The sequence below is a fragment of the Pantoea sp. CFCC18179 genome (assembly GCF_059412405.1).
The window spans coordinates 66,533-91,792 of the sequence record NZ_JBNBPM010000014.1; the positions used below are offsets into that span (position 1 = coordinate 66,533).

At 52.6% G+C, this 25,260-nt stretch carries 25 protein-coding genes; 16 read left to right on the forward strand and 9 right to left on the reverse strand.

Annotated elements, in window-relative coordinates:
* The first annotated feature begins 48 nt into the window (after nt 1–48).
* On the forward strand, nt 49–600 hold the full coding sequence (locus ACPUC7_RS20435) for a hypothetical protein (RefSeq protein WP_494924306.1): 552 nt from the start codon (nt 49–51) through the stop codon (nt 598–600).
* A gap of 5 nt (nt 601–605) precedes the next feature.
* Here ACPUC7_RS20435 and ACPUC7_RS20440 read toward each other — a convergent pair whose 3' ends face one another.
* The gene (locus ACPUC7_RS20440; protein WP_343553175.1) at nt 606–812 is read right to left on the reverse strand and encodes a DUF2767 family protein; all 207 of its coding nucleotides are present in this window, start codon (nt 810–812) and stop codon (nt 606–608) included.
* A 183-nt stretch (nt 813–995) separates the two neighbouring features.
* On the opposite strand from ACPUC7_RS20440, the gene ACPUC7_RS20445 reads away from it, so the two are divergent.
* Nucleotides 996–1,244, forward strand: coding sequence for a CsbD family protein (locus ACPUC7_RS20445; RefSeq protein WP_343553176.1), 249 nt, complete (start codon nt 996–998; stop codon nt 1,242–1,244).
* Nucleotides 1,245–1,276: 32 nt separating this feature from the next.
* Here ACPUC7_RS20445 and ACPUC7_RS20450 read toward each other — a convergent pair whose 3' ends face one another.
* A complete protein-coding gene (locus ACPUC7_RS20450) occupies nt 1,277–1,474 on the reverse strand; it encodes a hypothetical protein (RefSeq protein WP_494924269.1) in 198 nt (65 codons plus the stop codon).
* Nucleotides 1,475–1,575: 101 nt separating this feature from the next.
* On the reverse strand, nt 1,576–1,773 hold the full coding sequence (locus ACPUC7_RS20455) for a DUF6404 family protein (RefSeq protein WP_494924270.1): 198 nt from the start codon (nt 1,771–1,773) through the stop codon (nt 1,576–1,578).
* Between the two features lie 225 nt (nt 1,774–1,998).
* Between ACPUC7_RS20455 and ACPUC7_RS20460 the strand changes: the two genes are divergently transcribed.
* From ACPUC7_RS20460 to ACPUC7_RS20475, 4 genes are all read left to right on the forward strand, one after another.
* A complete protein-coding gene (locus ACPUC7_RS20460; RefSeq protein ID WP_343553178.1) occupies nt 1,999–3,255 on the forward strand; it encodes a mechanosensitive ion channel family protein in 1,257 nt (418 codons plus the stop codon).
* 214 nt (nt 3,256–3,469) lie between these two features.
* Nucleotides 3,470–3,829, forward strand: coding sequence for a GtrA family protein (locus ACPUC7_RS20465; RefSeq protein WP_494924307.1), 360 nt, complete (start codon nt 3,470–3,472; stop codon nt 3,827–3,829).
* Nucleotides 3,826–4,749 carry a glycosyltransferase family 2 protein gene (locus ACPUC7_RS20470; RefSeq protein WP_494924271.1) on the forward strand — a complete coding sequence of 308 codons (924 nt, stop codon included), beginning with the start codon at nt 3,826–3,828 and terminating at the stop codon, nt 4,747–4,749. Before ACPUC7_RS20465 ends, ACPUC7_RS20470 begins: the two co-directional genes overlap by 4 nt.
* Nucleotides 4,746–6,263 (forward strand): hypothetical protein, encoded by a 1,518-nt coding sequence (locus ACPUC7_RS20475; RefSeq protein ID WP_494924272.1) that lies wholly within the window; start codon nt 4,746–4,748, stop codon nt 6,261–6,263. Before ACPUC7_RS20470 ends, ACPUC7_RS20475 begins: the two co-directional genes overlap by 4 nt.
* A 67-nt stretch (nt 6,264–6,330) precedes the next feature.
* On the opposite strand, the gene icd is transcribed toward ACPUC7_RS20475, so the two are convergent.
* The gene (icd, locus tag ACPUC7_RS20480; protein WP_494924273.1) at nt 6,331–7,581 is read right to left on the reverse strand and encodes an NADP-dependent isocitrate dehydrogenase; all 1,251 of its coding nucleotides are present in this window, start codon (nt 7,579–7,581) and stop codon (nt 6,331–6,333) included.
* Nucleotides 7,582–7,682: 101 nt separating this feature from the next.
* On the opposite strand from icd, the gene rluE reads away from it, so the two are divergent.
* The 8 genes from rluE to ACPUC7_RS20520 all read left to right on the forward strand — a co-directional run bounded on the left by rluE (nt 7,683) and on the right by ACPUC7_RS20520 (nt 15,536).
* Nucleotides 7,683–8,351, forward strand: a complete 669-nt coding sequence (gene rluE / locus ACPUC7_RS20485) for a 23S rRNA pseudouridine(2457) synthase RluE (protein ID WP_494924274.1) — start codon at nt 7,683–7,685, stop codon at nt 8,349–8,351.
* A 30-nt stretch (nt 8,352–8,381) separates the two neighbouring features.
* On the forward strand, nt 8,382–8,855 hold the full coding sequence (locus tag ACPUC7_RS20490; protein WP_494924275.1) for an NUDIX domain-containing protein: 474 nt from the start codon (nt 8,382–8,384) through the stop codon (nt 8,853–8,855).
* A gap of 42 nt (nt 8,856–8,897) precedes the next feature.
* Nucleotides 8,898–10,010 carry a tRNA 2-thiouridine(34) synthase MnmA gene (gene mnmA / locus ACPUC7_RS20495; RefSeq protein ID WP_494924276.1) on the forward strand — a complete coding sequence of 371 codons (1,113 nt, stop codon included), beginning with the start codon at nt 8,898–8,900 and terminating at the stop codon, nt 10,008–10,010.
* 36 nt (nt 10,011–10,046) lie between these two features.
* Nucleotides 10,047–10,688, forward strand: a complete 642-nt coding sequence (hflD, locus tag ACPUC7_RS20500; RefSeq protein ID WP_494924277.1) for a high frequency lysogenization protein HflD — start codon at nt 10,047–10,049, stop codon at nt 10,686–10,688.
* A gap of 44 nt (nt 10,689–10,732) precedes the next feature.
* A complete protein-coding gene (purB, locus tag ACPUC7_RS20505; protein WP_494924278.1) occupies nt 10,733–12,103 on the forward strand; it encodes an adenylosuccinate lyase in 1,371 nt (456 codons plus the stop codon).
* Between the two features lie 121 nt (nt 12,104–12,224).
* Entirely contained in the window at nt 12,225–12,893 is a 669-nt protein-coding gene (gene phoP / locus ACPUC7_RS20510; RefSeq protein ID WP_343553187.1) for a two-component system response regulator PhoP, read from the forward strand.
* A 3-nt stretch (nt 12,894–12,896) separates the two neighbouring features.
* A complete protein-coding gene (gene phoQ, locus ACPUC7_RS20515) occupies nt 12,897–14,357 on the forward strand; it encodes a two-component system sensor histidine kinase PhoQ (RefSeq protein WP_494924279.1) in 1,461 nt (486 codons plus the stop codon).
* A 57-nt stretch (nt 14,358–14,414) separates the two neighbouring features.
* Nucleotides 14,415–15,536, forward strand: a complete 1,122-nt coding sequence (locus ACPUC7_RS20520; protein ID WP_343553189.1) for a ribosomal protein uL16 3-hydroxylase — start codon at nt 14,415–14,417, stop codon at nt 15,534–15,536.
* A gap of 81 nt (nt 15,537–15,617) precedes the next feature.
* Here ACPUC7_RS20520 and pepT read toward each other — a convergent pair whose 3' ends face one another.
* The 5 genes from pepT to lolC all read right to left on the reverse strand — a co-directional run bounded on the left by pepT (nt 15,618) and on the right by lolC (nt 21,092).
* The gene (gene pepT / locus ACPUC7_RS20525; protein WP_494924280.1) at nt 15,618–16,844 is read right to left on the reverse strand and encodes a peptidase T; all 1,227 of its coding nucleotides are present in this window, start codon (nt 16,842–16,844) and stop codon (nt 15,618–15,620) included.
* A 130-nt stretch (nt 16,845–16,974) separates the two neighbouring features.
* A complete protein-coding gene (cobB, locus tag ACPUC7_RS20530; RefSeq protein WP_494924281.1) occupies nt 16,975–17,808 on the reverse strand; it encodes a Sir2 family NAD+-dependent deacetylase in 834 nt (277 codons plus the stop codon).
* Between the two features lie 146 nt (nt 17,809–17,954).
* Nucleotides 17,955–19,199 carry a lipoprotein-releasing ABC transporter permease subunit LolE gene (gene lolE / locus ACPUC7_RS20535; protein ID WP_494924282.1) on the reverse strand — a complete coding sequence of 415 codons (1,245 nt, stop codon included), beginning with the start codon at nt 19,197–19,199 and terminating at the stop codon, nt 17,955–17,957.
* Nucleotides 19,199–19,900 carry a lipoprotein-releasing ABC transporter ATP-binding protein LolD gene (gene lolD / locus ACPUC7_RS20540; RefSeq protein WP_494924283.1) on the reverse strand — a complete coding sequence of 234 codons (702 nt, stop codon included), beginning with the start codon at nt 19,898–19,900 and terminating at the stop codon, nt 19,199–19,201. Before lolD ends, lolE begins: the two co-directional genes overlap by 1 nt.
* Nucleotides 19,893–21,092 (reverse strand): lipoprotein-releasing ABC transporter permease subunit LolC, encoded by a 1,200-nt coding sequence (gene lolC / locus ACPUC7_RS20545; protein ID WP_494924284.1) that lies wholly within the window; start codon nt 21,090–21,092, stop codon nt 19,893–19,895. Before lolC ends, lolD begins: the two co-directional genes overlap by 8 nt.
* Before the next feature lie 240 nt (nt 21,093–21,332).
* On the opposite strand from lolC, the gene ACPUC7_RS20550 reads away from it, so the two are divergent.
* Together ACPUC7_RS20550 and mfd are read left to right on the forward strand one after the other, a co-directional pair.
* The gene (locus tag ACPUC7_RS20550) at nt 21,333–21,542 is read left to right on the forward strand and encodes a hypothetical protein (RefSeq protein ID WP_343553195.1); all 210 of its coding nucleotides are present in this window, start codon (nt 21,333–21,335) and stop codon (nt 21,540–21,542) included.
* A gap of 146 nt (nt 21,543–21,688) precedes the next feature.
* On the forward strand, nt 21,689–25,132 hold the full coding sequence (mfd, locus tag ACPUC7_RS20555) for a transcription-repair coupling factor (RefSeq protein WP_494924285.1): 3,444 nt from the start codon (nt 21,689–21,691) through the stop codon (nt 25,130–25,132).
* The last annotated feature ends 128 nt before the right edge of the window (nt 25,133–25,260 follow it).

Below are 25,260 nucleotides of genomic sequence, written 5' to 3' on the forward strand. Positions count from 1 at the left end.
GCGCGAGATGGTTTATTGTCAGGCAATCTCACGCTGCGGACCTGCATGATGGAAAAGAGTCTGGATAATAACGGCTATATCGATTTCCCCTTCCCTGCGACAACTAATACCGATGGTTCTATCAATCCCTGTGGCTTTGATCTGACGCTGGAAACCGATCGCATCGATGAGATCGCCGTGGTTAAACATTCCGAAAATTTGCGGCGCTTGCTGGAAGAAGTGAATTTGCAGGACGGTTTGTTCATGACGCTGGCTTGCGATTGGCAGCAGCGAGACGATGGTGTATGCGGTTTTATCGATGTGGCGTTTCGCCCTTCACTCGCCAATATCAGCAGCGAAGAGACGCAGAGTTTGGATCAGGCGTTTGAGATGTACCTCAGCCGACAGGAAAAACAACACAGCATGCAAAGCGGCACCTTGATCAACTATGCCCGCGCGGTGCTGGATTGGGGCTGGTCGCCGCTGCACCAGCGCCACATTCGTTATGAGAAAGTCACCGTGCGCTATTACTGCCAGCAAGCGGATGATGCCGAATGGTGTTTTGATCATCTGCGCCACTTTTTGGTCAGCTGGTATCCGGCCTTTCGCGGTAATGCGTAACGCCGTTACGGCCTGACCAGGCGGATGGCGTGTTCCAGCATGCGCTGTTCATCGCGTTCATCATGTGCACGTTGATGGCGCGTGCGCTGTAATAGCTCGGTGATCTCCGCCCTTTTGGTTTCATGACCACATTCCGTTAGCACAATTACCGCATCGCCGATCACCCGGCACACTTCGTCATAATCGTCTTCACTTAATACATCGCGTTTCATGACTCCTCCTGTTGGTGATGAACCGCCTGGCATGGATGCAAAATGCATTTGACCACTTTTCAGTCTGGACAGGATTTTTGCTCCCTGCAAACTGCTGTTACATCCTTTGCTGCTGCGTGATTTGCTGACGGCAGTTTCTCTGACTACGCTATGTAATACATTCATCACGATCAGGGAGTTAACATGAGCGATAAAGCGGAAGCAAAATTGAATGAAGCAGCCGGTGCCGTTCAGGAAAAATTTGGTGAGGTGACGGGTTCACGCCGCCAGCAAGCAAAAGGTGCCGCGCGCCGTTATCCGGCTCAGGCCAGTTATGCCGTCCAGGATGCAGCAGATTGTGTGGTGAAATCAGTGCGGGATAATCCCGTTTCCGGCCTCGCTGTAGCCGCGAGCGTCGGCGTGATTATAGGGTTCCTATTGGGACGTAAATAATCCGACAAAAAGGGGCCATACTGGCCCCATTTTTATTGGTGATAACCGACATCATCAGTGCGTTCTTTAATATGTTCATCCGGCGTTTCTGCCACATCCACCGTATTATTCCCTTCCTGCAAATGCCGCCCCTGATGCGTGGGCAGAGTGATTGAACTCTCAGGTAATTGTGCACAGGCACCAAACGACAGCAGCAGAAAAAACCACGCGGCAATACTCGTCTTTCCCATCGTTCACATTCCAGCAAGCTGATTTAAGTTGGCTCAGATTGCCCGAACGAGTGCAAATTAGCGTCAGCGTCCCGCAAAGCTGTGTGGGGAGTTGTGAACAATCAAACCTGTGAACGCCGCGCTTTGTAACGCGCCACCATCGTCATTAAAGCTTGATATATCAGCCCCGCGTACAAGCTCATCACAATCACCATGCCAAACTCTTTGCCCTGCGCTTTCCAGGAAACAAACCACATGAAGATGCCCCACAACAAGGAAAACAGCAGCCAGCCTTTAACAAACTTGATTACACCTTGCATATCACCTCCTAAACTGAAGCGCTGAAGATAGCGGTTTGCGACGCAATAAACACCGCTGTCAGTGTATAAATGCTAAGTGATTCAAACTTCCGTGCAATGGATTGTAAATATGAATTCAACACCAACAAAACACCGCTCAAAACGATTAATTGCGCACCCATCGCATACCATCAGTGGCCAATTTATGGTTGAATTCCCGCAAACTTTGTCCGGCATGTGGTTGAAATGAATTACTTGAGTACTATTCAAAATTTTATTGAAGGCAATACGGTATTGTCTGCCGGTTTTAGCCTGATATTGCTGATGATCGCGGGCATGTTTGCTCACCTGATCTGCAAATTCTTTGTAGTGAAAGTGGTGAGGAAAGTGTTCTTCAGCACGCATAAGAATCAGGTACCGCTGGATAAAGACGTGCGACTGTCGGAAAAGCTCTCCAACTTTATTCCGGTTATCACCGTCTATTACCTGCTGCAATTTATGCCGGACTTGCCCGAGCATCTATTGATTGCGATAAAAACCATCTGCGGCATTCTGTTCTTTGTCTATTTATCGCTGTTCTTTACCGAAGTGCTGGAAATCGTCAACAACTCGTACTCGAAAAAAGCCAAGCGTAAGAACCACTCGATCAAAGGGTATATTCAGGTCGGCAAGATTCTGGTGCATATTATTTCGGCGATTATGATTCTGGCCATTATGTCGAATAAGTCGCCGGTGATTATTATCTCCAGTTTGGGGGCGGTAGCAGCGGTATTAATGTTGGTATTCCAGCATACGCTGATGTCGTTGGTAGCGAATATTCAGGTGTCATCCAATGACGTGCTGCAACTCGGCGATTGGATTGAAATGCCGGACAACGGCATCAGTGGCGAAGTGATCGATATCGCGCTGCACACCATCACCATTCGCAATTGGGACAATACGCTGTCGCGCATCCCCACTAAAAACTTTCTTACCGAGACCTACACCAACTGGCAAGCGATGTTCTCTTCTGGTGCACGCCGCATTATGCGCAGCTTCCATCTCGATCAGATGTCGATACGTTTTCTTGATCACGAAATGGTGCAGCAAATGAGCCAGATTCGCGGTGTAAACGAGCAACTTTCCGCGCTGATGGATGGCCGCGATACCAATGCAGTCGGCGAGCGTTGGTTCGCCGAAAACGGCATCACCAATCTCACGGTGTTTCGTAAATATCTCACGGCGTGGTTGTCGCAGCGTGACGATATCAAGAAAGATATGTACATCGTGGTACGTGCGATGAAGCCGTCGCCAGAAGGCTTGCCGGTGGAAGTGTACTGCTTTACGTCTTCGGTATTGTGGGTGGATTACGAGAACTCGCAGTCGGCGATTTTCGAGTACATCTACGCGATTGTTGGGCAGTTCTCATTGCGCATGTACCAACATCCCGGCGGCAGTGATTTTTGGCGGTTGTCGCAACCACGTGAAACTTCCGTCAGCCAGGCTGATTCTTCACAAGGCTGACCCCAATCAATGCGTTTAAAACAGGAACTTTTGCTTCCTGTTTTGCGCTTTGTCCTGCAGTGATAAGGTTTTTTCTCCAGGCTCGTTCTGATACCATTTTCAGCCAATTTGGCTGTTGCCGTTTAAAATTTCATTTATTTTGAGAAGTATTTGTTGCGTGCTAGTTGCGCCGGACATAATCATCTTTTCGCCAGGATAACACTGCCCTTTCATGATGCTAAAACTGTTCGCGCGATATTCCTCGATTGGTGTCATCAACACGTTGTTGCATTGGGCAGTTTTTGCTCTGCTTTATGCATTGGGTTCAAGCCAGTCCATTGCCAACATTACTGCGTTTTGTCTCGCCGTCACTTTTTCTTTTTATGCCAATGCACGCTGGACCTTTAATAGCGAGGCGACTGGTAAACGTTATTCTCTGTATGTCATTTTCATGGGTGCAGTCGCGCTAGGAATTGGCCATCTAGCTGATCGAATCGTCCTCAACCCGCTGATCACCTTGATAACATTTTCGCTGGTCAGTTTAATCACTGGCTTTATCTACTCACATTTCATTGTTTTCAGGATTAAAAAGTGAAAATTTCCCTTATCGTTCCCGTCTTCAATGAACAAGACGCGATTCCCATTTTTTATCGGGCAGTGAAAGAAAAACTCAGTGGCTACGAAATCGAAATTCTGTTCGTCAATGACGGCAGTCATGATGCAAGTGAACGCGTGATCAATGCGCTAGCTGATGCCGATCCCACAGTGAAAGCGCTGAATTTTGTGCGTAACTTCGGCAAAGAACCGGCATTGCTGGCCGGACTTGAACATGCAACCGGTGATGCGATGATCCCGATTGACGTTGATTTGCAGGATCCGATTGAAGTGATCCCGGCGTTAATCCGTAAATGGCAAGAGGGTTGGCCGGTAGTGCTGGCAAAACGCACTGACCGCAGCAGCGACACGAACTTCAAGCGTAAAAGTGCCGAGTGGTTTTATCGTCTGCATAATAAAATCAGCTCACCAAGAATAGAAGAGAACGTCGGCGATTTCCGCTTATTATCCCGTGAAACCGTAGAAAATATTAAACAATTGCAGGAGCGCAATCTGTTTATGAAAGGCTTGCTGAGTTGGGTGGAGGGCGAAGCAGCAATTGTTGAGTATTCCCGCTCAGAGCGTATTACCGGTGAAAGTAAATTCAATGGCTGGAGGTTATGGAATTTAGCGTTAGAGGGACTGACCAGTTTCTCAACTTTCCCCCTGCGGGTCTGGAGCTATATTGGTTTTACCGTGGCGCTATTCTCGCTTCTTTATGGCTTGTGGATGACGATTGATAAATTGATATGGGGCAATCCAGTTCCTGGCTACTCATCCATATTGGTGTCGATTCTGTTTCTGGGTGGTGTGCAATTAATTGGCATTGGTGTATTGGGTGAATATATCGGTCGCATTTATGTCGAGACCAAAAGAAGACCACGTTATTTAGTTAAAAACTCAAAAGGATTTAATAAATGATAGCTTCACAATTGACGAACAGGCTAGTGTGGTTGTTCGTTATAGTAGTGACCTTTGCAGCTTCGTGGTATTTAACTTTCCGTTATTTCCCTTTTGAGCCTGATGTGGCTAACAGCCCGCTAGTATGGCGTGCTTTTCTTGACGAAGGTTTTTCGGTATTACGCGACTGGAAGCCAACACCAGACAACTGGTACTTCACCGTTTACCCCATCAATTTTTTATTCTATGCACTTTTTTCCAGTGATGACCGTTTCGTCCTGACGCTCTCTACACTATTTTTCGTATTTTTGACTCCGTTGATTGTGACAGCGGTCGTTCAGTCAACGCAGCGCAAATATACCGCGTTTATCGCATCCGCGTTGATCGTCTTGCTACCAGCGTATTGCTACATTTATGGTTTCATCGCTCATCCGTTCTCTCATTATTCCACCAATTTTTTTGGTGTGGTTATTTTTGCTCTGAGTTTTTATAACCTTAGAAAAAAATCAACGGCGATAACCGCATTATACAGTCTACTTTCGCTACTGACGGCAGTGTCCGATCCGTGGTTTTCAGCAACCTGGTTTTTACCACTGTTACTAGTGCATGGCTACTTCAGCTGGCAAAAAATAATCAGTAAGAAAACCACTATAATTTATTTGCTAACGTTTATCTTTACTATGATTCAGGCGGTACCACGCTGGTTACATATTCCGGTGCAGCATTTTAAAGTGGTTCCGATAGATCAATGGTGGGGTAATGCTGAGTGGGCAGTGCATATTCTCGGCCGCAGTCTGAATTTATTTTTTATTGATAACAATATTGCTTATTTCACTTCGTTGGCAATTTGGGTGCTGGTATTTTTGCGCGCAGCAGTGGTTTGCTGGCAACTGGGAGAGAAGGCACGTTTTATCGCCCTGTTCTCATTCCTGAGTATCGCGGCGATTATTACCTCCTTCGTTATTGGCTATGACATGGCATCTGAAGGAAGCGCGCGATTTTTCCTGAATGTTTTCTGCTGCCTGGTCATGGTTGTCACATTATATTTGGGTGCTAAAAAGAATGTTGTCCTCAGTGGCATTCTGGCGCTGTTTGTCGCCTCATCTTGCTATTCTTATACGCAAAATCCTGGCCCGTACGCCGATGATGAGGCGCAAACCCGTGCGTATATCACCTTCCTTAATCAAAACAACCTGAGTTTTGGCTATGGTGACTTCTGGAAGTGGTCAAATAACGTTAATTGGCTCTCAGAGAATAAAATCCACATTACGCCAGTAATATGGGAAGACGATTATAAAATTATGTTCTCAAGTTCACGTGGGCAAACGATGCGCTCGTGGCTGGAACCAGAATTTGTTGCACGCTCCCCAGAGCGCCAATTTGTGGCTATTCCGGCTATTGCAACTAATGATAATAACGGCGACGCCAACCGTCGTCTGGAGGCGATACGCCAGCAATTTGGCACACCAGATGAAGTACTAACCTTCTCTGGTATGACGATTTTTGTTTATAACCATCGTCTGCCAATTAATTAAAGCTGATTCTTACGCATAAAAAACGGGAGCCAGTGGCTCCCGTTATGCTTTCTACCGTAACGGCAAATTACATGTTGTTGATGATCGCATCACCAAACTCTGAACATTTCAGCAGTTTAGCGCCATCCATCAGACGTTCGAAATCGTAGGTCACGGTTTTGTTAGCGATAGCGCCTTCAACACCTTTCACGATCAGGTCAGCCGCTTCGAACCACTCCAGGTGACGCAGCATCATTTCTGCTGACAGGATTACTGAACCTGGGTTCACTTTATCCTGACCGGCATACTTAGGTGCAGTACCGTGAGTCGCTTCGAACAGTGCACATTCGTCACCGATGTTCGCGCCAGGTGCGATACCGATACCGCCAACCTGCGCCGCCAAGGCATCAGAGATGTAGTCACCGTTCAGGTTCATACACGCGATAACGTCGTATTCAGCTGGACGCAGCAGGATTTGCTGCAAGAAGGCATCCGCGATCACGTCTTTAACGATGATCTCTTTGCCGGTGTTCGGATTCTTGAACTTCATCCACGGGCCACCATCGATCAGCTCGCCGCCGAACTCTTCTTTCACCAACTGGTAGCCCCAGTCTTTGAAAGAGCCTTCGGTGAACTTCATGATGTTGCCTTTGTGAACCAAGGTCAGAGAATCACGATCGTTGGTGATGGTGTATTCAACCGCTGCACGCACCAGACGCTTAGTACCCTCTTCCGAGCATGGCTTAACGCCGATACCGCACTGCTCAGGGAAGCGAATTTTCTTCACGCCCATCTCTTCGCGCAGGAACTTGATCACTTTGTCGGCTTCTGCCGTACCCGCTTTCCACTCGATACCAGCATAGATATCTTCTGAGTTTTCGCGGAAGATCACCATATCGGTATCTTCTGGACGCTTAACCGGGCTTGGCGTGCCTTTGTAGTAGCGAACCGGACGCAGACATACGTACAGATCCAGCTCCTGACGCAGTGCAACGTTCAGAGAACGAATACCGCCGCCAACTGGCGTAGTCAGTGGGCCTTTGATGGCAACGCGATATTCTTTGATTAAATCGAGGGTTTCTTGCGGCAGCCAGACGTCCTGGCCGTAAAGTTCTACTGATTTCTCACCAGTATAAATTTCCATCCAGGAAATTTTACGCTCGCCGTTGTAGGCTTTCTTCACAGCGGCATCAACCACTTTCAACATTACCGGGGAAACATCAACACCGATACCGTCACCTTCAATGTAAGGAATAATCGGGTTATTCGGAACTGTAAGTTTTCCCTGAGCCAGGGTGATTTTTTGACCTTCCGCCGGAACAACTACTTTGCTTTCCATCAACCTCTCCTTCGAGCGATTTTTTGTTAATGATTTGTAAGATGCGGGTCAATACTACTTGATAATTTCCGCTACGCCAATCACCGTAGTTTCGCGCTATAATGCGCCGAATGTTTCCGACTGCAAAGCCCATGCGAAAAACTTCTCAACGAATTCACCGGGATAAGCGCACAAACGCCCCGGTGCGTAAGCCTGTGCGCCGCGATACCCGACCTAAAGGCCCGCGACGCGTCATACTCTTTAACAAACCTTTCGATGTTTTACCGCAATTCAGTGATGAGGCCGGACGCCGTACTTTGAAGGATTTCGTGCCGGTAACCGACGTCTATGCCGCAGGACGCCTTGATCGCGACAGCGAAGGGTTGATGATTTTGACCAATGACGGCGCGCTGCAAGCGCAGTTAACGCAGCCCGGCAAACGCACCGGAAAAATCTATTTTGTGCAGGTGGAAGGCGCACCGCAGGAATCAGATTTATCCCTGCTGCGCAGCGGCGTGACGCTCAACGATGGTCCCACGTTGCCCGCAGGTGTTGAGTTAATGCCGGAACCCGAGTGGCTGTGGCCGCGTCAGCCGCCCATCCGCGAGCGCAAAGCCATCCCCACAAGTTGGTTGAAAATCACCTTGTACGAAGGGCGTAATCGCCAGGTGCGTCGTATGACCGCACACATCGGTTTCCCTACGCTGCGTTTAATTCGTTTCGCCATGGGCGAACATCAATTGGGCGATTTAGCGCCAGGCGAATGGCGCGATATCAGCGCGGCCGTTTAATAACTTTTAGTTAACAATTTCGGAGGAAGGATGTTTAAACCTCATGTAACGGTCGCTTGTATTGTACAGGCTGAGGGTGAGTTGCTGGTGGTAGAAGAGCGCGTACACGGTCGCATTACCTGGAATCAACCCGCCGGACATCTTGAAGCCAACGAAACCATTATTGAAGCCGCGCAACGTGAGCTGTTCGAAGAAACCGGTATTGATGCGCAACCCGAATATTTCCTCGGCGTGCAGCAGTGGATTGCGCCGGACGATACACCTTTTGTGCGTTTCCTGTTTGGCCTCGATCTGACCAAAAAAATGGAAACCTCGCCTCACGATCGCGACATTGATTGCTGCTGGTGGCTGCCGCCAGAGCAGATTCTCACGGCCAATCGCCTGCGTTCGCCGCTAGTCGCCGAAAGCGTGCGATTGTGGCAACAAGGTGATCGCTATCCGCTGCATCTGGTCGCGCCGTTCCAATGGCCGTTTCACGAGGGTGCGCGCCCCGCTTCTGCATGATAGAATGCGCCGCCTGTTTTTATCGTAATTTAAGAGTGCGTCATGTCTGACAACAGCCAGAAAAAAGTGATCGTCGGAATGTCCGGCGGCGTCGATTCTTCCGTTTCCGCCTGGTTACTGCAACAGCAGGGCTACCAGGTTGAAGGCCTGTTCATGAAGAACTGGGAGGAAGACGATGGCGAGGAGTATTGCACCGCCGCCGATGATCTGGCTGACGCACAAGCCGTGTGTGACAAACTCGGCATCAAGCTGCACAAAATCAACTTCGCCGCTGAGTACTGGGATAATGTGTTCGAGCATTTCCTCGAAGAGTACAAAGCCGGCCGCACGCCGAATCCCGATATCCTATGCAACAAAGAGATCAAGTTCAAAGCCTTCCTCGAATTCGCGGCAGACGATCTCGGCGCAGATTACATCGCCACCGGCCACTATGTGCGCCGCCAGGACGTTGACGGTCAAAGTCGCCTGCTGCGCGGCCTCGACGGCAATAAAGATCAGAGCTACTTCCTCTACACGCTCAGCCATCAGCAGATTGCGCAAAGTCTGTTCCCGGTTGGCGAGTTGGAGAAACCCGAAGTACGCCGCATCGCCGAAGAACTCGATCTGATCACCGCGAAGAAAAAAGATTCCACCGGCATCTGCTTTATCGGCGAGCGCAAATTCCGTGACTTCCTGGGTCGTTACCTGCCAGCCCAGCCAGGCGAGATTGAAACCGTTGATGGCGAAATTGTCGGTGAACATCAGGGTTTGATGTACCACACGCTGGGTCAACGCAAAGGTTTGGGTATCGGCGGACGCAAAGAGAGCAATGACGATCCGTGGTATGTAGTGGATAAAGATGTGGCGCGCAATCGCCTGATTGTGGCGCAAGGCGGCGAACATCCACGTTTGATGTCAGTGGGTTTGATTGCACAACAGCTGCATTGGGTGGATCGCCAGCCGATCACCGCCCCGCTGCGCTGCACGGTGAAAACCCGTTATCGCCAAACGGATATTCCATGCGACATCATTCCACACGGCGATGACCGTATTGAAGTGCGTTTTGACGAGCCGGTTGCAGCCGTCACGCCAGGCCAATCCGCGGTATTTTATCTTGGCGATGTTTGCCTCGGCGGCGGCATTATTGAACAACGCCTGCCTCTGGCAGAAGCCTAAGGTCGGCGCTGCCCGACGCGATGACAGGAGTTAAGCGTGGCTAAGAACTATTATGAGATTACGCTGGCGCTGGCAGGTGTCTGCCAGGCCGCACATGTGGTGCAGCAACTGGCGCATCAGGGGCAATGCAACAACGATGCACTAAACGTGTCGCTGCGCAGTTTGCTCGATCTCAATCCAGGTTCGACGCTGGCGGTTTATGGCAATGATGAAGCCAATCTGCGCGTAGGATTAGAAACCTTGATGGCGGTACTGAACAGCAGCAACCGTCAAGGTGCCAGTGCGGAACTGACGCGCTACACCCTGAGCATGATGGTGCTGGAGCGTAAGCTGCACGGCAATAAAACCGCCATGAACACGCTGGCGCAACGCATCAGCCAACTCGATCGTCAACTGGCGCATTATGAGCTGGAATCCGACACCATCGTCAGCGCGATGGCCGGCATTTATGTGGATGTGATTAGCCCGCTGGGGCCGCGTATTCAAGTCACCGGTTCGCCGCAGGTGTTACAGAATTCACAAGTGCAGAGTAAAGTGCGCGCCGCCCTGCTGGCGGGCATTCGCTCTGCGGTGTTATGGCAGCAAGTTGGCGGTGGCCGCTTGCAGCTGATGTTTTCGCGCCAGCGTTTGTTGGGCGAAGCCAAAACCCTTTTATCCCGCCTGGGTCCGGCGTACTAAGCGCCGCCCCGGCATAATTGTTAAACGATTCAGGAGTTGCACTGATGGAATTATCCTCTCTGACCGCCGTTTCACCTGTTGATGGTCGTTATGGCGATAAAGTCAGCCCACTGCGCGCTATCTTCAGCGAATTCGGTTTGCTGAAATTCCGCGTTGAGGTTGAGGTTCGTTGGTTACAAAAATTGGCCACGACTGTCGAGATCAAGGAAGTTCCTGCATTTGATGCCGACGCAAACGCTTTCCTTGATGCTATTGTCGCCAATTTCAGCGAAGAAGACGCTGCGCGCATCAAAACCATCGAGCGCACCACCAACCACGACGTGAAAGCGGTGGAATATTTCCTGAAAGAGAAAGTGGAAAATGTGCCCGCGCTGCACGCCGTTTCGGAATTCATCCACTTCGCTTGCACCTCCGAAGATATCAACAACCTGTCGCACGCTTTGATGCTGGAAACTGCGCGTCGTGATGTCATCGTGCCATTCTGGAACAAGCTGATTGATGCGGTGAAAGGCCTGGCGCACGAATATCGCGACATTCCGCTGTTGTCACGTACTCACGGTCAGCCAGCCACGCCTTCAACTATGGGCAAAGAGATGGCGAACGTCGCCTATCGTCTGGAGCGTCAACTGCGTCAGCTGAGCAAAATTGAAGTGCTGGGCAAAATCAACGGCGCGGTCGGCAACTACAACGCACACATCTCAGCGTATCCGGAAGTGGATTGGCATCAGTTGAGCGAGCAATTTGTCACCTCGCTGGGCATTACCTGGAACCCGTACACCACGCAGATTGAGCCGCACGATTACATCGCTGAGCTGTTCGATTGCATCGCGCGTTTCAACACCATCTTGATCGACTTTGACCGTGATATCTGGGGCTATGTCGCGCTGAATCACTTCAAACAGAAAACCATCGCCGGTGAAATTGGTTCCTCAACCATGCCGCACAAAGTGAACCCGATCGACTTCGAGAACTCCGAAGGCAACCTCGGTCTGGCGAACGCGATGATGCAGCATCTGGCCAGCAAACTGCCGGTTTCCCGCTGGCAGCGCGATCTGACCGATTCCACCGTGCTGCGTAACCTCGGCGTTGGTATTGGTTATGCGCTGATTGCCTATCAAGCGACGCTGAAAGGCATCTCTAAGCTGGAAGTGAACCGCGATCGTCTGTTGGACGAACTGGATCACAACTGGGAAGTGCTGGCAGAGCCAATCCAGACCGTGATGCGTCGTTATGGCATCGAGAAGCCGTACGAGAAGCTGAAAGAGTTGACGCGCGGTAAACGCGTTGATGCGGCAGGCATGCAAACCTTTATCGATAGCCTCGAGTTGCCGGAAGATGAAAAAGTGCGTCTGAAGCAGATGACGCCAGCTAACTACATTGGCCGTGCGATCCAGATGGTTGATGATTTGAAGTAATGGTTTATTCGGGCGGCCAAAGGGTCGCCCGATAACGAACCCATCAATGTTCACCAACGGTTTAATCGTCTTCGCATATACTCTTTTCCATCATCACTACGTTGGAAGCTAAGGAAATACTATGCGTGTACTGGTTGTGGAAGATAATGCGCTGTTGCGCCATCACCTCGCCGTGCAGCTGCGTGAAATGGGCCATCAGGTCGATGCCGCAGAAGATGCCAAAGAAGCCGATTATTTCCTGCAAGAGCACATCCCGGATATCGCCTTGGTTGATCTCGGTTTGCCCGACGAAGACGGCATGTCGCTGATTCGCCGCTGGCGCACCGATGCTGTTCGTCAACCGATTCTGGTTTTGACTGCGCGTGAGGGCTGGCAGGCAAAAGTGGAAGCGCTGGAAGCCGGTGCCGATGACTATGTGACCAAACCGTTCCACATTGAAGAAGTGGCTGCACGCTTGCAGGCGCTGATGCGTCGCAACAGCGGGCACGCCTCGCAAATTATCTCAATGCCGCCGTTCCAGGTAGATCTGTCGCGCCGCGAACTCACAGTGGAAGATGCGCCGGTTAAACTGACCGCGTTTGAATACACCATTGTCGAGACGCTGATCCGTAACGCGGGCAAAGTGGTGAGCAAAGATTCGTTGATGTTACAGCTTTATCCCGACGCGGAACTGCGCGAAAGCCACACCATCGACGTACTGATGGGTCGCCTGCGCAAAAAGATTCTTTCACTTTATCCGACCGAAGTTATCAACACAGTACGCGGCCAGGGATACCGATTTGATCTCTGATTTATGACGTTGTTTCGTCGCTTTCGCCCTTTCTCTTTACGCGCCCGTTTCCTGTTGGCGACGGCCGCGATCGTGCTGTTTTTGTCACTCTCCTACGGCATGGTTGCCGTGGTCGGTTATGTGGTCAGCTTCGATAAAAATACCTATCGCGTGATGCGCGGCGAGAGCAACCTGTTCTTTACGCTGGCGCAATGGCAAGACAATAAACTGACCATCGCGCAACCCGAGCGCATGACGCTCAATTTCCCGACGCTGGTGTTTATCTACGATGAACACGGCAAGTTGTTGTGGCAGCAGCGCGACGTGCCGGATATCCGCAAAAAAATCCGCCGCGAGTGGCTACTCAAACCTGATTTCTATGAAATCGACACCAGCAATCGCACCAGCCAGGCGGCAATTGGCAATAACTCGCAGGCCAAAGAGCGCTTGCACGCGCTGGATAGCGACAGCAACGATACCTTTACCCACTCGGTCGCGGTCAATCGTTACGACGCCACCACCAATTTGCCGGCGCTGACGATTGTGGTGGTGGATTCGATTCCGCAAGAGTTGCAGCATTCCGATGTGGTGTGGTCGTGGTTTAGCTATGTGCTGGCCGCCAATCTGCTACTGATCATTCCCCTGCTGTGGCTGGCGGCGCACTGGAGCTTGCGGCCAATTGGCGACCTGACAGCGCAAGTGCGCGAGCTGGAAAAGGGGCAACGCGACAGCATTGATGATAACCCGCCGCAAGAGCTGCGCAGCCTGGTGCGTAATCTGAATTTGCTGCTGACCAACGAACGCCAGCGCTATACGCGCTATCGCACCACGCTTTCTGACGTCACGCACAGCCTGAAAACCCCGTTAGCGGTGCTGCAAAGCACATTACGCTCGCTACGCAGCGGCAAAGAGATCACCGTGGAACAAGCGGAACCGGTGATGCTGGAGCAGATTAGCCGGATTTCACAGCAGATTGGCTATTATCTGCATCGCGCCAGCATGCAAGCCGATCACAATCCGTTGCAGCGCGATTTGCACTCGGTCTCCGCGTTACTGGATAGTCTGTGTTCCGCGTTGAATAAGGTTTATCAGCGCAAAGGCGTCGAGATCACGCTGGATATCTCGCCGGAACTGACTTTTGTCGGCGATAAGAATGATTTTATGGAAGTGCTCGGCAACGTGCTGGATAACGCCTGCAAATATTGCCTCGAATTTATTGAAGTCACTGCCCGCCAAACCGACAATACGCTGCATCTGTTTATCGACGATGATGGCCCTGGCATTCCGGTCAGCAAACGCGATCTGATCTTCGTGCGTGGTCAACGCGCCGATACATTGCGTCCCGGTCAAGGCTTGGGTTTAGCGGTGGTACGCGACATCCTCGAACAGTACGCGGGGCAAGTGATCGCCACCACCAGCCCACTCGGCGGCGCGCGCATGGAAGTGATATTCCAGCGTCAGGAAGTCGAGCATCACCGCGAGTAGAAAAAGGCGCGGGCTGTTATACTTGCCAACATTCTTTGCCGCATACGGACTCCCCATATGGACTATCAGCTCGACATCAACTGGCCCGATTTTATTCAGCGCTACTGGCAGAAACGCCCGGTGGTGCTCAAACGTGGTTTTAAAAATTTCATCGATCCTATTTCCCCTGATGAGCTGGCCGGTTTGGCGATGGAAAATGAGGTGGATAGCCGCCTCGTCAGCCATAACAACGGCAAATGGCAGGTAAGTCACGGTCCGTTTGAAAGCTATGATCATCTGGGCGAAAGCAATTGGTCGCTGCTGGTACAAGCGGTGAATCATTGGCACGAACCTTCAGCCGCGCTGATGCGCCCTTTCCGTTTCCTGCCTGATTGGCGCATTGACGATCTGATGATCTCTTTCGCAGTACCGGGCGGCGGTGTGGGCCCGCATTTCGATCAATACGATGTGTTCATCATTCAGGGCACCGGCCGTCGTCGCTGGCGCGTAGGCGAAAAAGTGGCGCTGAAGCAGCATTGCCCGCACCCGGATCTGCTGCAGGTTGAGCCGTTCGACGCCATCATTGATGAAGAGATGGAGCCCGGCGATATTCTGTATATTCCACCAGGATTCCCGCATGAAGGTTATTCGCTGGAAAATGCCATCAACTATTCGGTGGGCTTCCGCGCGCCAAATGGCCGTGAGTTGATCAGCGGTTTTGCCGACCATATGTTGGCGAACGAGTTGGGCAGCTACCGTTATAGCGATCCGGATGTGCCATCACGCGATTGCCCGTCACAGATTTTGCCGTCTGAAATCGAAGGCATCCGCAAAGTAATGATGGATGTGATTAACCAGCCGGAGCAGTTTAATCAGTGGTTCGGTGAGTTTATTTCGCAATCGCGTCACGAGCTGGATATCGCGCCGCCGGAGCCACCGTATCAGCCGGATGAAATCTACGATGCGTTGCAGCAAGGTGATGCGCTGACGCGTCTCGGTGGCTTGCGTGTCTTGACGCTGGGCGATGCGGTGTTTGTCAACGGTGAATCGATCACCTGCAACCATCCAGCAGTGCTGGCGGCATTGGCACATAATCACGTATTGACGTTAGAGGATTTCGGCGATGCGCTGGATGATCCATCGATGCTGGCACAGCTGGCGGCGTTGGTGAATAGCGGCTATTGGTTCTTCGGCGAGTAAGCTGATTAAGCGGTCGCCATAAATGGCGACCCCACTAAGTAAAATGTTGCAGGGTGCGCATTGATGCGCACCGCGTTGTGGCTACTTCTTCTGCCCAGCCAATTCACACAAACGTACAATCACATCCACCGACTGCGCCATCACATTGAGTGAGGCGAACTCGTGCTTGCCGTGATAGTTATAGCCGCCAGTAAACAGGTTCGGGCACGGCAAACCTTTCCATGACAACGCCGAGCCGTCGGTGCCGCCGCGAATCGGTTTAACATTCGGTTCGATGCCGCAATCGCGCATCGCCTGCAAGGCCAACTCAATGATGTGCGGATGCGGTTCGACTTTCTCGCGCATGTTGCGATAACTGTCCGTGATTTCGACTTTGATCGAGCACTCACTTTGCAGCCCTTTACCCACACGCTGACCAATCTCTTCCAGCAGCTGTTTACGCTGCGCATAACTATCGGCGTCGAAGTCACGAATCAAATACATCAGCTCGGCATTTTCCACCGTGCCTTTAATGGTGTGCAAATGGAAAAAGCCTTCGTAGCCATCGGTGAACTGCGGTTTCTCTTTGGCCGGCAATTCAGCGTGGAAGCGCATCGCCAGATCCAATGCATTGACCATGACATTTTTGGCGCTGCCAGGATGCACATTGTTGCCGGTGATTCTGACCATGGCGGTGGCGGCGTTGAAGTTTTCGAATTCAAACTCGCCTAAATCGCTGCCATCTACGGTATACGCCCAATCGGCGGCAAACCCTTCGACGTCAAAGTGCGATGCACCACGACCAATCTCTTCATCTGGCGTGAATGCCACGCGAATCGCGCCGTGCGGAATATCACTTCGTGCGAGGCGCGCCATGGCGGTCATGATTTCGGCGATGCCAGCTTTATCATCCGCGCCGAGCAAAGTTTTACCGTCAGTGGTGATCAGCGTATGGCCCATCAGCTTATGCAAGATCGGGAACATCACCGGTGACAAAATTTCATCGCCGTTGCCCAGCGCAATGTCGCCGCCGCGATAGTTTTCAATAATCTGCGGATTGACGTTTTTGGCGGTGAAATCGGGCGAGGTGTCCATATGCGAAATGAAACCGATCACCGGCGTGGGCCAATCGACGTTCGCCGGTAACGTGCCCATCACGCAGCAATGATCGCTCAGCGAGACATCAACAAAGCCTAACGCAATCAACTCTTCCTGTAATTGACGCGCCAGCGTCCACTGCCCTTCGCTGCTCGGCACCTGTCGCGCCTGAGGTTTTGACTGAGTTTCTACTGCGACATAACTGAGAAAACGCTCAAGTAATTGATCCATCTGTCATCCCTCTAAAGAACCTGCGTCATTATCATGGCGGCGCATCGCCACCATGTTGCGTCAAATCATTATCCTTCAGGTTAGCTTCCGTGACGCGAAATGCAGAGTCAGGCGTGCATCCTACAAAGGTTTATTTATATAAGCCGCGCAAGAAAGTATGCACAAACTCCGGCACCACTTCGCTTGCCAAGCCGTATTGGTTCTCGGCGAACTCGTTGCCCACCTGGCTTGGCTCCAGATTCAATTCAACGGTATGCGCGCCCTGCAATTTGGCCTCATGAACAAAGCCAGCCGCCGGATAAACGTGTCCAGACGTGCCGATGGCGATAAACAGATTGGCTTGCTCAATTGCCTGATAAATCTCTTCCATGCCGAGTGGCATTTCACCGAACCACACCACATGCGGGCGCAGCATTGACGGGAACTGGCAGCAAGTGCAGCGATCGTCTGGCGTAAGATCTTCGGTCCAATCCAGCACCTGGCCGCTGCTGACACAGCGCACTTTCAGCAATTCGCCGTGCATGTGTAACACGCGCTGGCTGCCCGCGCGTTCGTGCAAGTTATCGATGTTCTGCGTCACCAGCAGGAAGTTATCGCCCAGCACTTGCTCGAGTTCGGCTAACGCTTTATGGGCTTCGTTGGGCTGAATTTCCGGCTGCTGCAACTGACGGCGGCGCGCATTGTAAAACGCCTGAACCAGCGCCGGATCGCGATGGAAACCTTCTGGCGTTGCTACATCCTCAACGCGATGCTCTTCCCACAAACCATCCGCGGCACGGAAGGTGCGAATACCGGACTCAGCGGAAATCCCGGCGCCAGTCAGCACCACCACTCGCGGCTGCGGATGCGCGGCCAGTTCTGCTTTGCGATCGCGCTCGAAGATACGCTGGCGAAAGCGCTGATGCACTTTGCGGCGGTTTTTTTTGTCGCGGGCAAGTCGTAGACGGCGGCGCGGTATGCGCATAAAAGCTCCTTAATCTGCGGCGATTGTCGCCGCGCTTCGGGTATTTTTCGGGTTAATTTGCCCGATAATAGCGGCTGCACGTGACGGCTGCATGCGACAGACGCTGAAAATGTGCGCAGCCGCTAAAGCGGCTGCGCGGTTAACACTTATTGCCCGCTTAATACGCGGGCCGGATCGATACGGCTGGCGCGGCGTGCCGGATACCAGCTGGCAATCAGGCTCAGCACAATCGCCGTCGCCAGCACCGAAATCACATCAATCCAATGCAATTCCGAGGGCAAGAAATCGATAAAGTAGATATCGCCCGCCAACAGCTGATGGCCGGTGATATGCTCAAACACCCGCATCACCGGCGTGAGATTTAGTGCCACCAGCACGCCAACCACCACGCCGCTGACGCTGCCAAGCAGGCCAGCCAGCAAACCGTACCAGATAAAGATGGCGCGAATCAGACCATCTTTCGCCCCCAACGTACGCAACACCGCAATGTCGCTGCTCTTGTCTTTCACCGCCATTACCAGCGTTGACACGATGTTGAAGCAGGCCACGCCAATCACCAGCACCATGGCTAAATACATAATGGCGCGGATCATCTGAATGTCGCGATACATGTAACCGTAAGTGCCGATCCAGCTTTTGATGTACACGTATGAATGCGTCACTTCACCGGCATCACGCACCAGCTTTTGCGCCTGGAACGGATCGTTCATTTTCAGCGCAATGCCGCTCACGCTGTCGCCCATATCCAGATATTTCTGCGCATCCGCCAACGGCACCAGCGCCAAACTATGATCGAGCATGCCGCTCAATTGCAGCACGCCGCTCACCTGCAAGCGGATACGTTTTGGCTGTAACAGCTTATTTTCACCGTCATTGTTAGGAATCATGATGGTGATCCAATCGCCTTGTTTGACGTTCAGCGATTTGGCGATGCCGCCACCCAAAATGATCTGCTGCTTACCGGCGGCAAACTGCGACCACGCATCACCAGCGACAAAGCTTGGTAAGGCGCTGAGACGCGATTCCTGCTGCGGATCGACGCCTTTCACCTGCAACGCCTGCAATTTGGCACCGCTTTCAATCAATCCAGTGAAATTGACGTAAGGCGCTGCTGCCGCGATGCCCGCCACTTGCTCAATTGGCTTAATCATCGGCTGCCAGTTGCGGAACGGCTGATTCACCGGCTCGATTTCACCGTGCGGCACCACCGCCAAAATACGGTTGTTCAATTCACGTTCGAAACCGTTCATCGCGCTGAGGCCGATGATTAACACCGCTACGCCCAACGCAATGCCAATGGTGGAAATGATGGAGATCAGCGAGACCATGCCACCACGCCGCCGACCGCGGCTAAAACGCAGCCCGAGCAGCAGGGATAATGACGAAGCCATTAGATCACTCCCAGCGTCAGTTGATCGCTCAATTCACCGTCGCGCATTTCCATTTGGCGGCTCAGGCGCTTCGCCAACTGCAAATCGTGTGTCACCACGAGGAACGCGGTGCCTTGCTTGACGTTGAGTTCGCCCAGCAGTTCAAAGATCGCATCGGCATTGCGCGCATCGAGGTTACCGGTCGGTTCATCGGCCATCACCAAACGCGGGCGATTCACCAGCGCGCGCGCAATCGCCACACGCTGACGTTCGCCGCCCGACAGTTCGGAAGGGCGATGCGCCGCGCGTTTTTCCAGCCCCACCGCCGCTAGCATTTCACGCGCGCGTGATTCCGCTTCGGCTTTGCCGGTTTTGCCAATCAGCAACGGCATCGCCACGTTTTCTATCGCGCTGAAGTCAGGCAGCAGATGGTGGAACTGATAGATAAAGCCCAGTTCGCGGTTGCGCAGTTCCGCTTTAGCGGCGGATGACATCGCGTTCAGCGATTTGCCATCAAAAATCACATCGCCGGAAGTGGGCGCATCCAGGCCACCTAACAGGTGCAGCAGCGTACTTTTACCCGAGCCGGAGCTGCCAACAATTGCCGTCAGTTCACCCGGCTGTAAGCTGAAAGCCACATTGCGCAGCACATCGGTCTGCACGCTGCCTTCCTGATAGCGTTTGCACAGGTCACGACACTGCAACAAAGGAGTATTACTCATAACGTAAAGCCTCAGCGGGTTGAACGGCGGCAGCGCGCCATGACGGATAAAGAGTGGAAAGCAGCGCGACAGCCATTGAGACCAGCGCAATAGTGATCACCTGCCACGCATTGATGTCGACCGGCAGCGCCGCGCCATCAAGGAACAGCCCGATCACCGGCATCAAATTATTCAGTTGGCTCGCCAGCAGCACGCCGAGCACGGTGCCAAGCAATGCGCCAATAATCCCCGCGCTGGCGCCCTGCACCATAAACACTGCGACAATCTGGCGACGGGTTAAGCCCAGCGTTTGCAGAATCGCCACTTCACCCTGCTTCTCCATGATCAGCAAACCCAGCGAGGTGATGATGTTAAACGCGGCGACGGCGATGATCAGGCTGAGCAGCAGGCCCATCATGTTTTTCTCCATGCGCACCGCCTGGAACAGATCGCCTTTGCGCTCACGCCAGTCTTTCCACGTCAGGCCATCCGGCAGTTTCTGCTGGCTCAGCGCATCCACGTTCAGCGGTTTGTCGAGCCATAAACGCCAGCCAGTGACGTTGCCCAACGGATAACGCATCACGCGTGAGGCATCTTGTTGATTGACCAGAATTTGATAGCCATCGACTTCACTGTTCGCCGCGTAAGTCCCGGCCACGGTGAATATGCGCTGGCTTGGTAAGCGGCCAACCGGCGTGAACTGGCTGACCGATGGCACCATCAAACGCAGCTGATCGCCGCGCTTGACGCCAAGCTGTGAGGCCAACTGTTCGCCGAGAATCACGTTGTATTGGCCCGCTTGCAGCACGCTTTGCTGAGTGTTGACCAGAAACGGCGTCAGCGGATCCTGTTCGTCGGGATTGATGCCGAGCATCACGCCCACCGAGACGTTACGCGCGCTTTGCAACACCACATCGGCGGTGGTGAGCGGTGCCATGCGCGTTACGCCTTGCAGTTTGAGATCCTGCGCCGGTAATTGTTGCGGATTGATGCTGCCTTTATCGCTGGTCACCAGCGCTTGCGGCATCAGGCCGAGGATATTGCCTTCCAACTCACGTTCGAAGCCGTTCATCACCGATAACACGGTGACCAGCGCCAATACGCCGAGCGTGATGCCGATGGTTGAAAGCCAGGAGACGAAGCGACCAAAGCGGTCTGAGGCACGTCCACGCATGTAGCGCAAACCGATGAATAACGCGACTGGTTGATACATGAGATCCGTCTTGGCAGTTGCCTGAAAATAAGTAGTGGGATGATAAAGGAGGTGTCTGCTTTATGAAACCTCTAACCCTCTGAGTCTGCGGCAAAGTTGTGTCAAAAACCGTCCCGAAGCGCCTCTAAGCATAAATTTGCGACAAATTAATGATGTTATTTGTACGTTTATTGTTCATTCATTATCGTAGACTTGAGGTGGTGTTATTCAAGATGTTAGCCAGGCGCAGAGGTACTCACTATGTTCAGATTTCCCAAAGGCAGTATCGTGAAACACAAATCGGGAGAGATCAAAGGCGAGATTGTTAACGTTTTTGAGCAGGGAGATGCGCCAACCGGTTATTACGTGAAGTGGGACGACGGCAACCACAGTTACCATGTCGAACGGGAGCTGCTATGGGCTAACGTTGATCGTCCGCGTATGCACTATACACAGCAATCGACGAAGTAATTTCAGCTATTCGGTCACCATAAATGGCGACCCTACGAGATTCGCCAGATGCGCATCTGGCAGAAACTCCGAAACGACAGATGATCCTCAGGGCGGATTATGGAATGATGACGCCCTGTAATCCAAGGAGAGAATGTCGAGATCCCATGTCGGAACAGAGTCGTTATACCCTGCCAGTGAAAGCCGGCGACCATCGTCAGCTTGGGCAATTAGTCGGTGCCGCGCAAGCCCTTGAATGCGCCAGCATCACCGAACGCCACAGCGGTCCGGTGTTGATGATTACCCCGGATATGCAATCTGCCCTGCGTTTGCAGGAGGAGATTCGTCAGTTTACCGATCTGCCGGTCACCAATCTCGCTGACTGGGAAACGCTGCCGTACGACAGCTTCTCGCCGCATCAGGACATTATCTCCGCTCGCCTTTCTACGCTGTATCAATTACCTAATTTAACGCGCGGCATGCTGATTATGCCGGTTAACACGCTGATGCAGCGCGTGTGTCCGCACAGCTTCTTGCATGGCCATGCATTAGTGATGCAGCAGGGACAAAAACTGTCACGCGATGCGTTGCGCAATCAGCTGGAACAAGCCGGTTATCGCCACGTCGATCAGGTGATGGAGCATGGCGAATATGCCACACGCGGTGCGCTACTTGATCTGTTCCCGATGGGTAGCGATCAACCTTATCGCATCGACTTCTTTGATGATGAAATCGACAGCCTGCGTTTGTTCGATGTCGATTCCCAGCGCACGCAGGAAGCGGTTAACGCCATCAATTTGCTGCCCGCGCATGAATTCCCCACCGATAAAGCTGCCATCGAACTGTTCCGTAGCCGCTGGCGCGAAACCTTTGATGTTCGCCGCGAGCCGGAACACGTTTATCAGCAGGTCAGTAAAGGCACGTTGCCCGCCGGTATCGAATATTGGCAACCGCTGTTCTTTGAACAAGAGCTGCCAACGTTGTTCAGTTATCTGCCCGCCAATACGCTGCTGCTGAACAGCGGTGATGTGCTGACCAGCGCCGATCGTTTCTGGCTGGATGCCAATGCGCGCTTCGAAAATCGACGTATCGATCCGATGCGCCCGCTGCTGGAACCGCAAACGCTGTGGCTGCGCCCGGAAGCGCTGATGAGCGAATTAAAAGCCTGGCCGCGCATGCAACTCAGCAGCGAAACGCTGCCGGAAAAAGCCGCCAACACCAATCTCGGTTATCAGCCGCTGCCGGAACTCACCGTGCAAGCGCAAGCCAAAGCGCCGCTTGATCTGCTGCGCCAGTTCCTCGAACAGTTCAGCGGCCAGGTGATTTTCTCGGTGGAGAGCGAAGGCCGCCGCGAAAGCCTGCAAGAGCTACTGACGCGCATCAAACTGCGCCCGCAGCCTATCGATCATTTTGATCAAGCCGCGCAACAGCCGCACAGCTTGATGATTGGTGCCAGCGAACGTGGATTTATCGATACGCAACGCCAGTTAGCGCTGATCTGCGAAAGTGATTTGCTTGGCGAACGCGTTAGCCGTCGTCGTCAGGATAATCGCCGCACCATTAATCCAGATGTGCTGATTCGCAACCTCGCCGAGCTGCACCCTGGCCAGCCGGTGGTGCATCTGGAGCATGGCGTCGGACGTTACATCGGCTTAACCACGCTGGAAGCCGGCGGTATTGTGGCGGAATATCTGATGCTGTCGTATGCCGGTGATGCCAAGCTGTATGTGCCGGTTTCCTCGCTGCACCTGATCAGCCGCTATGCCGGTGGCGCCGATGAAAATGCGCCGCTACACAAATTGGGCAGTGATGCCTGGTCACGTGCGCGGCAGAAAGCGGCGGAAAAAGTGCGCGATGTGGCGGCAGAATTGCTGGATATCTACGCCCAGCGCGCCGCCAAAACCGGCTTCGCCTTCAAGCACGATCGCGATCAATATCAACTGTTCTGCGAAGGCTTCCCGTTTGAAACCACACCAGATCAAGGCCAGGCGATTAACGCAGTATTAAGCGATATGTGTCAGCCGCTGGCGATGGATCGTTTGGTATGCGGCGATGTCGGATTTGGTAAAACCGAAGTAGCGATGCGCGCCGCTTTCCTCGCGGTGGAAAACAGCAAGCAAGTGGCGGTGCTGGTGCCCACCACCTTGCTGGCGCAGCAGCATTACGATAACTTCCGCGACCGCTTCGCCAACTGGCCGGTACGCATCGAGATGCTTTCACGCTTCCGAACTGCCAAAGAGCAAAATCAGGTGCTGGAAGAGGCGCGCGAGGGCAAAGTCGATATTCTGATTGGCACGCATAAATTGCTGTCGAACGACCTTAAATGGCACGATCTAGGCCTGCTGATCGTCGATGAAGAGCACCGCTTTGGCGTGCGCCACAAAGAACGTATCAAAGCGATGCGCGCCGATGTCGATATTCTGACACTTACCGCCACGCCGATTCCACGCACATTGAATATGGCAATGAGCGGCATGCGTGATCTGTCAATCATCGCCACGCCACCGGCGCGTCGTATGGCGGTAAAAACCTTCGTGCGCGAGTACGACAGCCTGGTGGTGCGCGAAGCGATTCTGCGTGAAGTGCTGCGCGGCGGACAAGTTTACTATCTCTACAATGACGTGGAAAACATCGAAAAAGCCGCGCAGCGTTTAGCCGAATTGGTTCCGGAAGCGCGCATCGCCATTGGTCACGGCCAAATGCGTGAACGCGATTTGGAACGGGTGATGAATGATTTCCACCATCAACGTTTCAACGTGTTGGTGTGTACCACCATCATCGAAACCGGCATCGATGTGCCGAGCGCCAACACCATTATTATCGAACGCGCTGATCACTTTGGTTTGGCGCAGCTGCATCAGTTGCGCGGCCGCGTTGGACGTTCGCACCACCAAGCCTATGCGTGGCTGTTAACGCCGCATCCAAAAGCCATGACCACCGATGCGCAGAAGCGTTTGGAAGCGATTGCTTCGCTGGAAGATTTGGGAGCCGGTTTCGCGCTGGCGACCCATGATCTGGAGATTCGCGGTGCCGGTGAACTGCTCGGAGAAGATCAGAGCGGGCAGATGGAAACCATTGGTTTCACGCTGTATATGGAGCTGCTGGAAAACGCAGTTGATGCGTTGAAAGCTGGCCGCGAGCCGTCGCTGGAAGATCTCACCAGCAATCAAACCGAAATCGAACTGCGCATGCCTGCGCTGCTGCCGGATGATTTTATCCCGGATGTGAATACCCGTTTGTCACTCTACAAGCGCGTTGCCAGCGCGGCAGATGAACAAGATTTGGCGGAACTGAAAGTGGAGATGATCGATCGCTTCGGCAAGCTGCCGGATGCGGCGCGCAATTTGCTGGATATCGCCGGTTTGCGTTTAATCGCGCGCGAGTTGGGTATTCGCAAGATTGAAGCCAGCGAGAAAGGCGGATTCTTCGAGTTTGCGCCACAGAATAAAGTTGATCCTGGTTGGTTGATTGGCTTGCTGCAAAAAGATCCAAAACAGTGGAAGCTGGATGGCCCAACGCGGCTGAAATTTACCCGCGAGATGGCGGATCGCAAGATTCGTATGGAATGGGTGCAGAGTTTTGTCAGCGAATTGGCGAAAAACCGCGCGTAACACCGTAGGGTCGCCATTTATGGTGACCGATATATGTAAACCGAGTAGAAGGTCACCATAAATGGCGACCCTACACATAAAAAAAGCGCCTTGCGGCGCTTTTTTCGTTACTGCTGCTGTGTCGTATC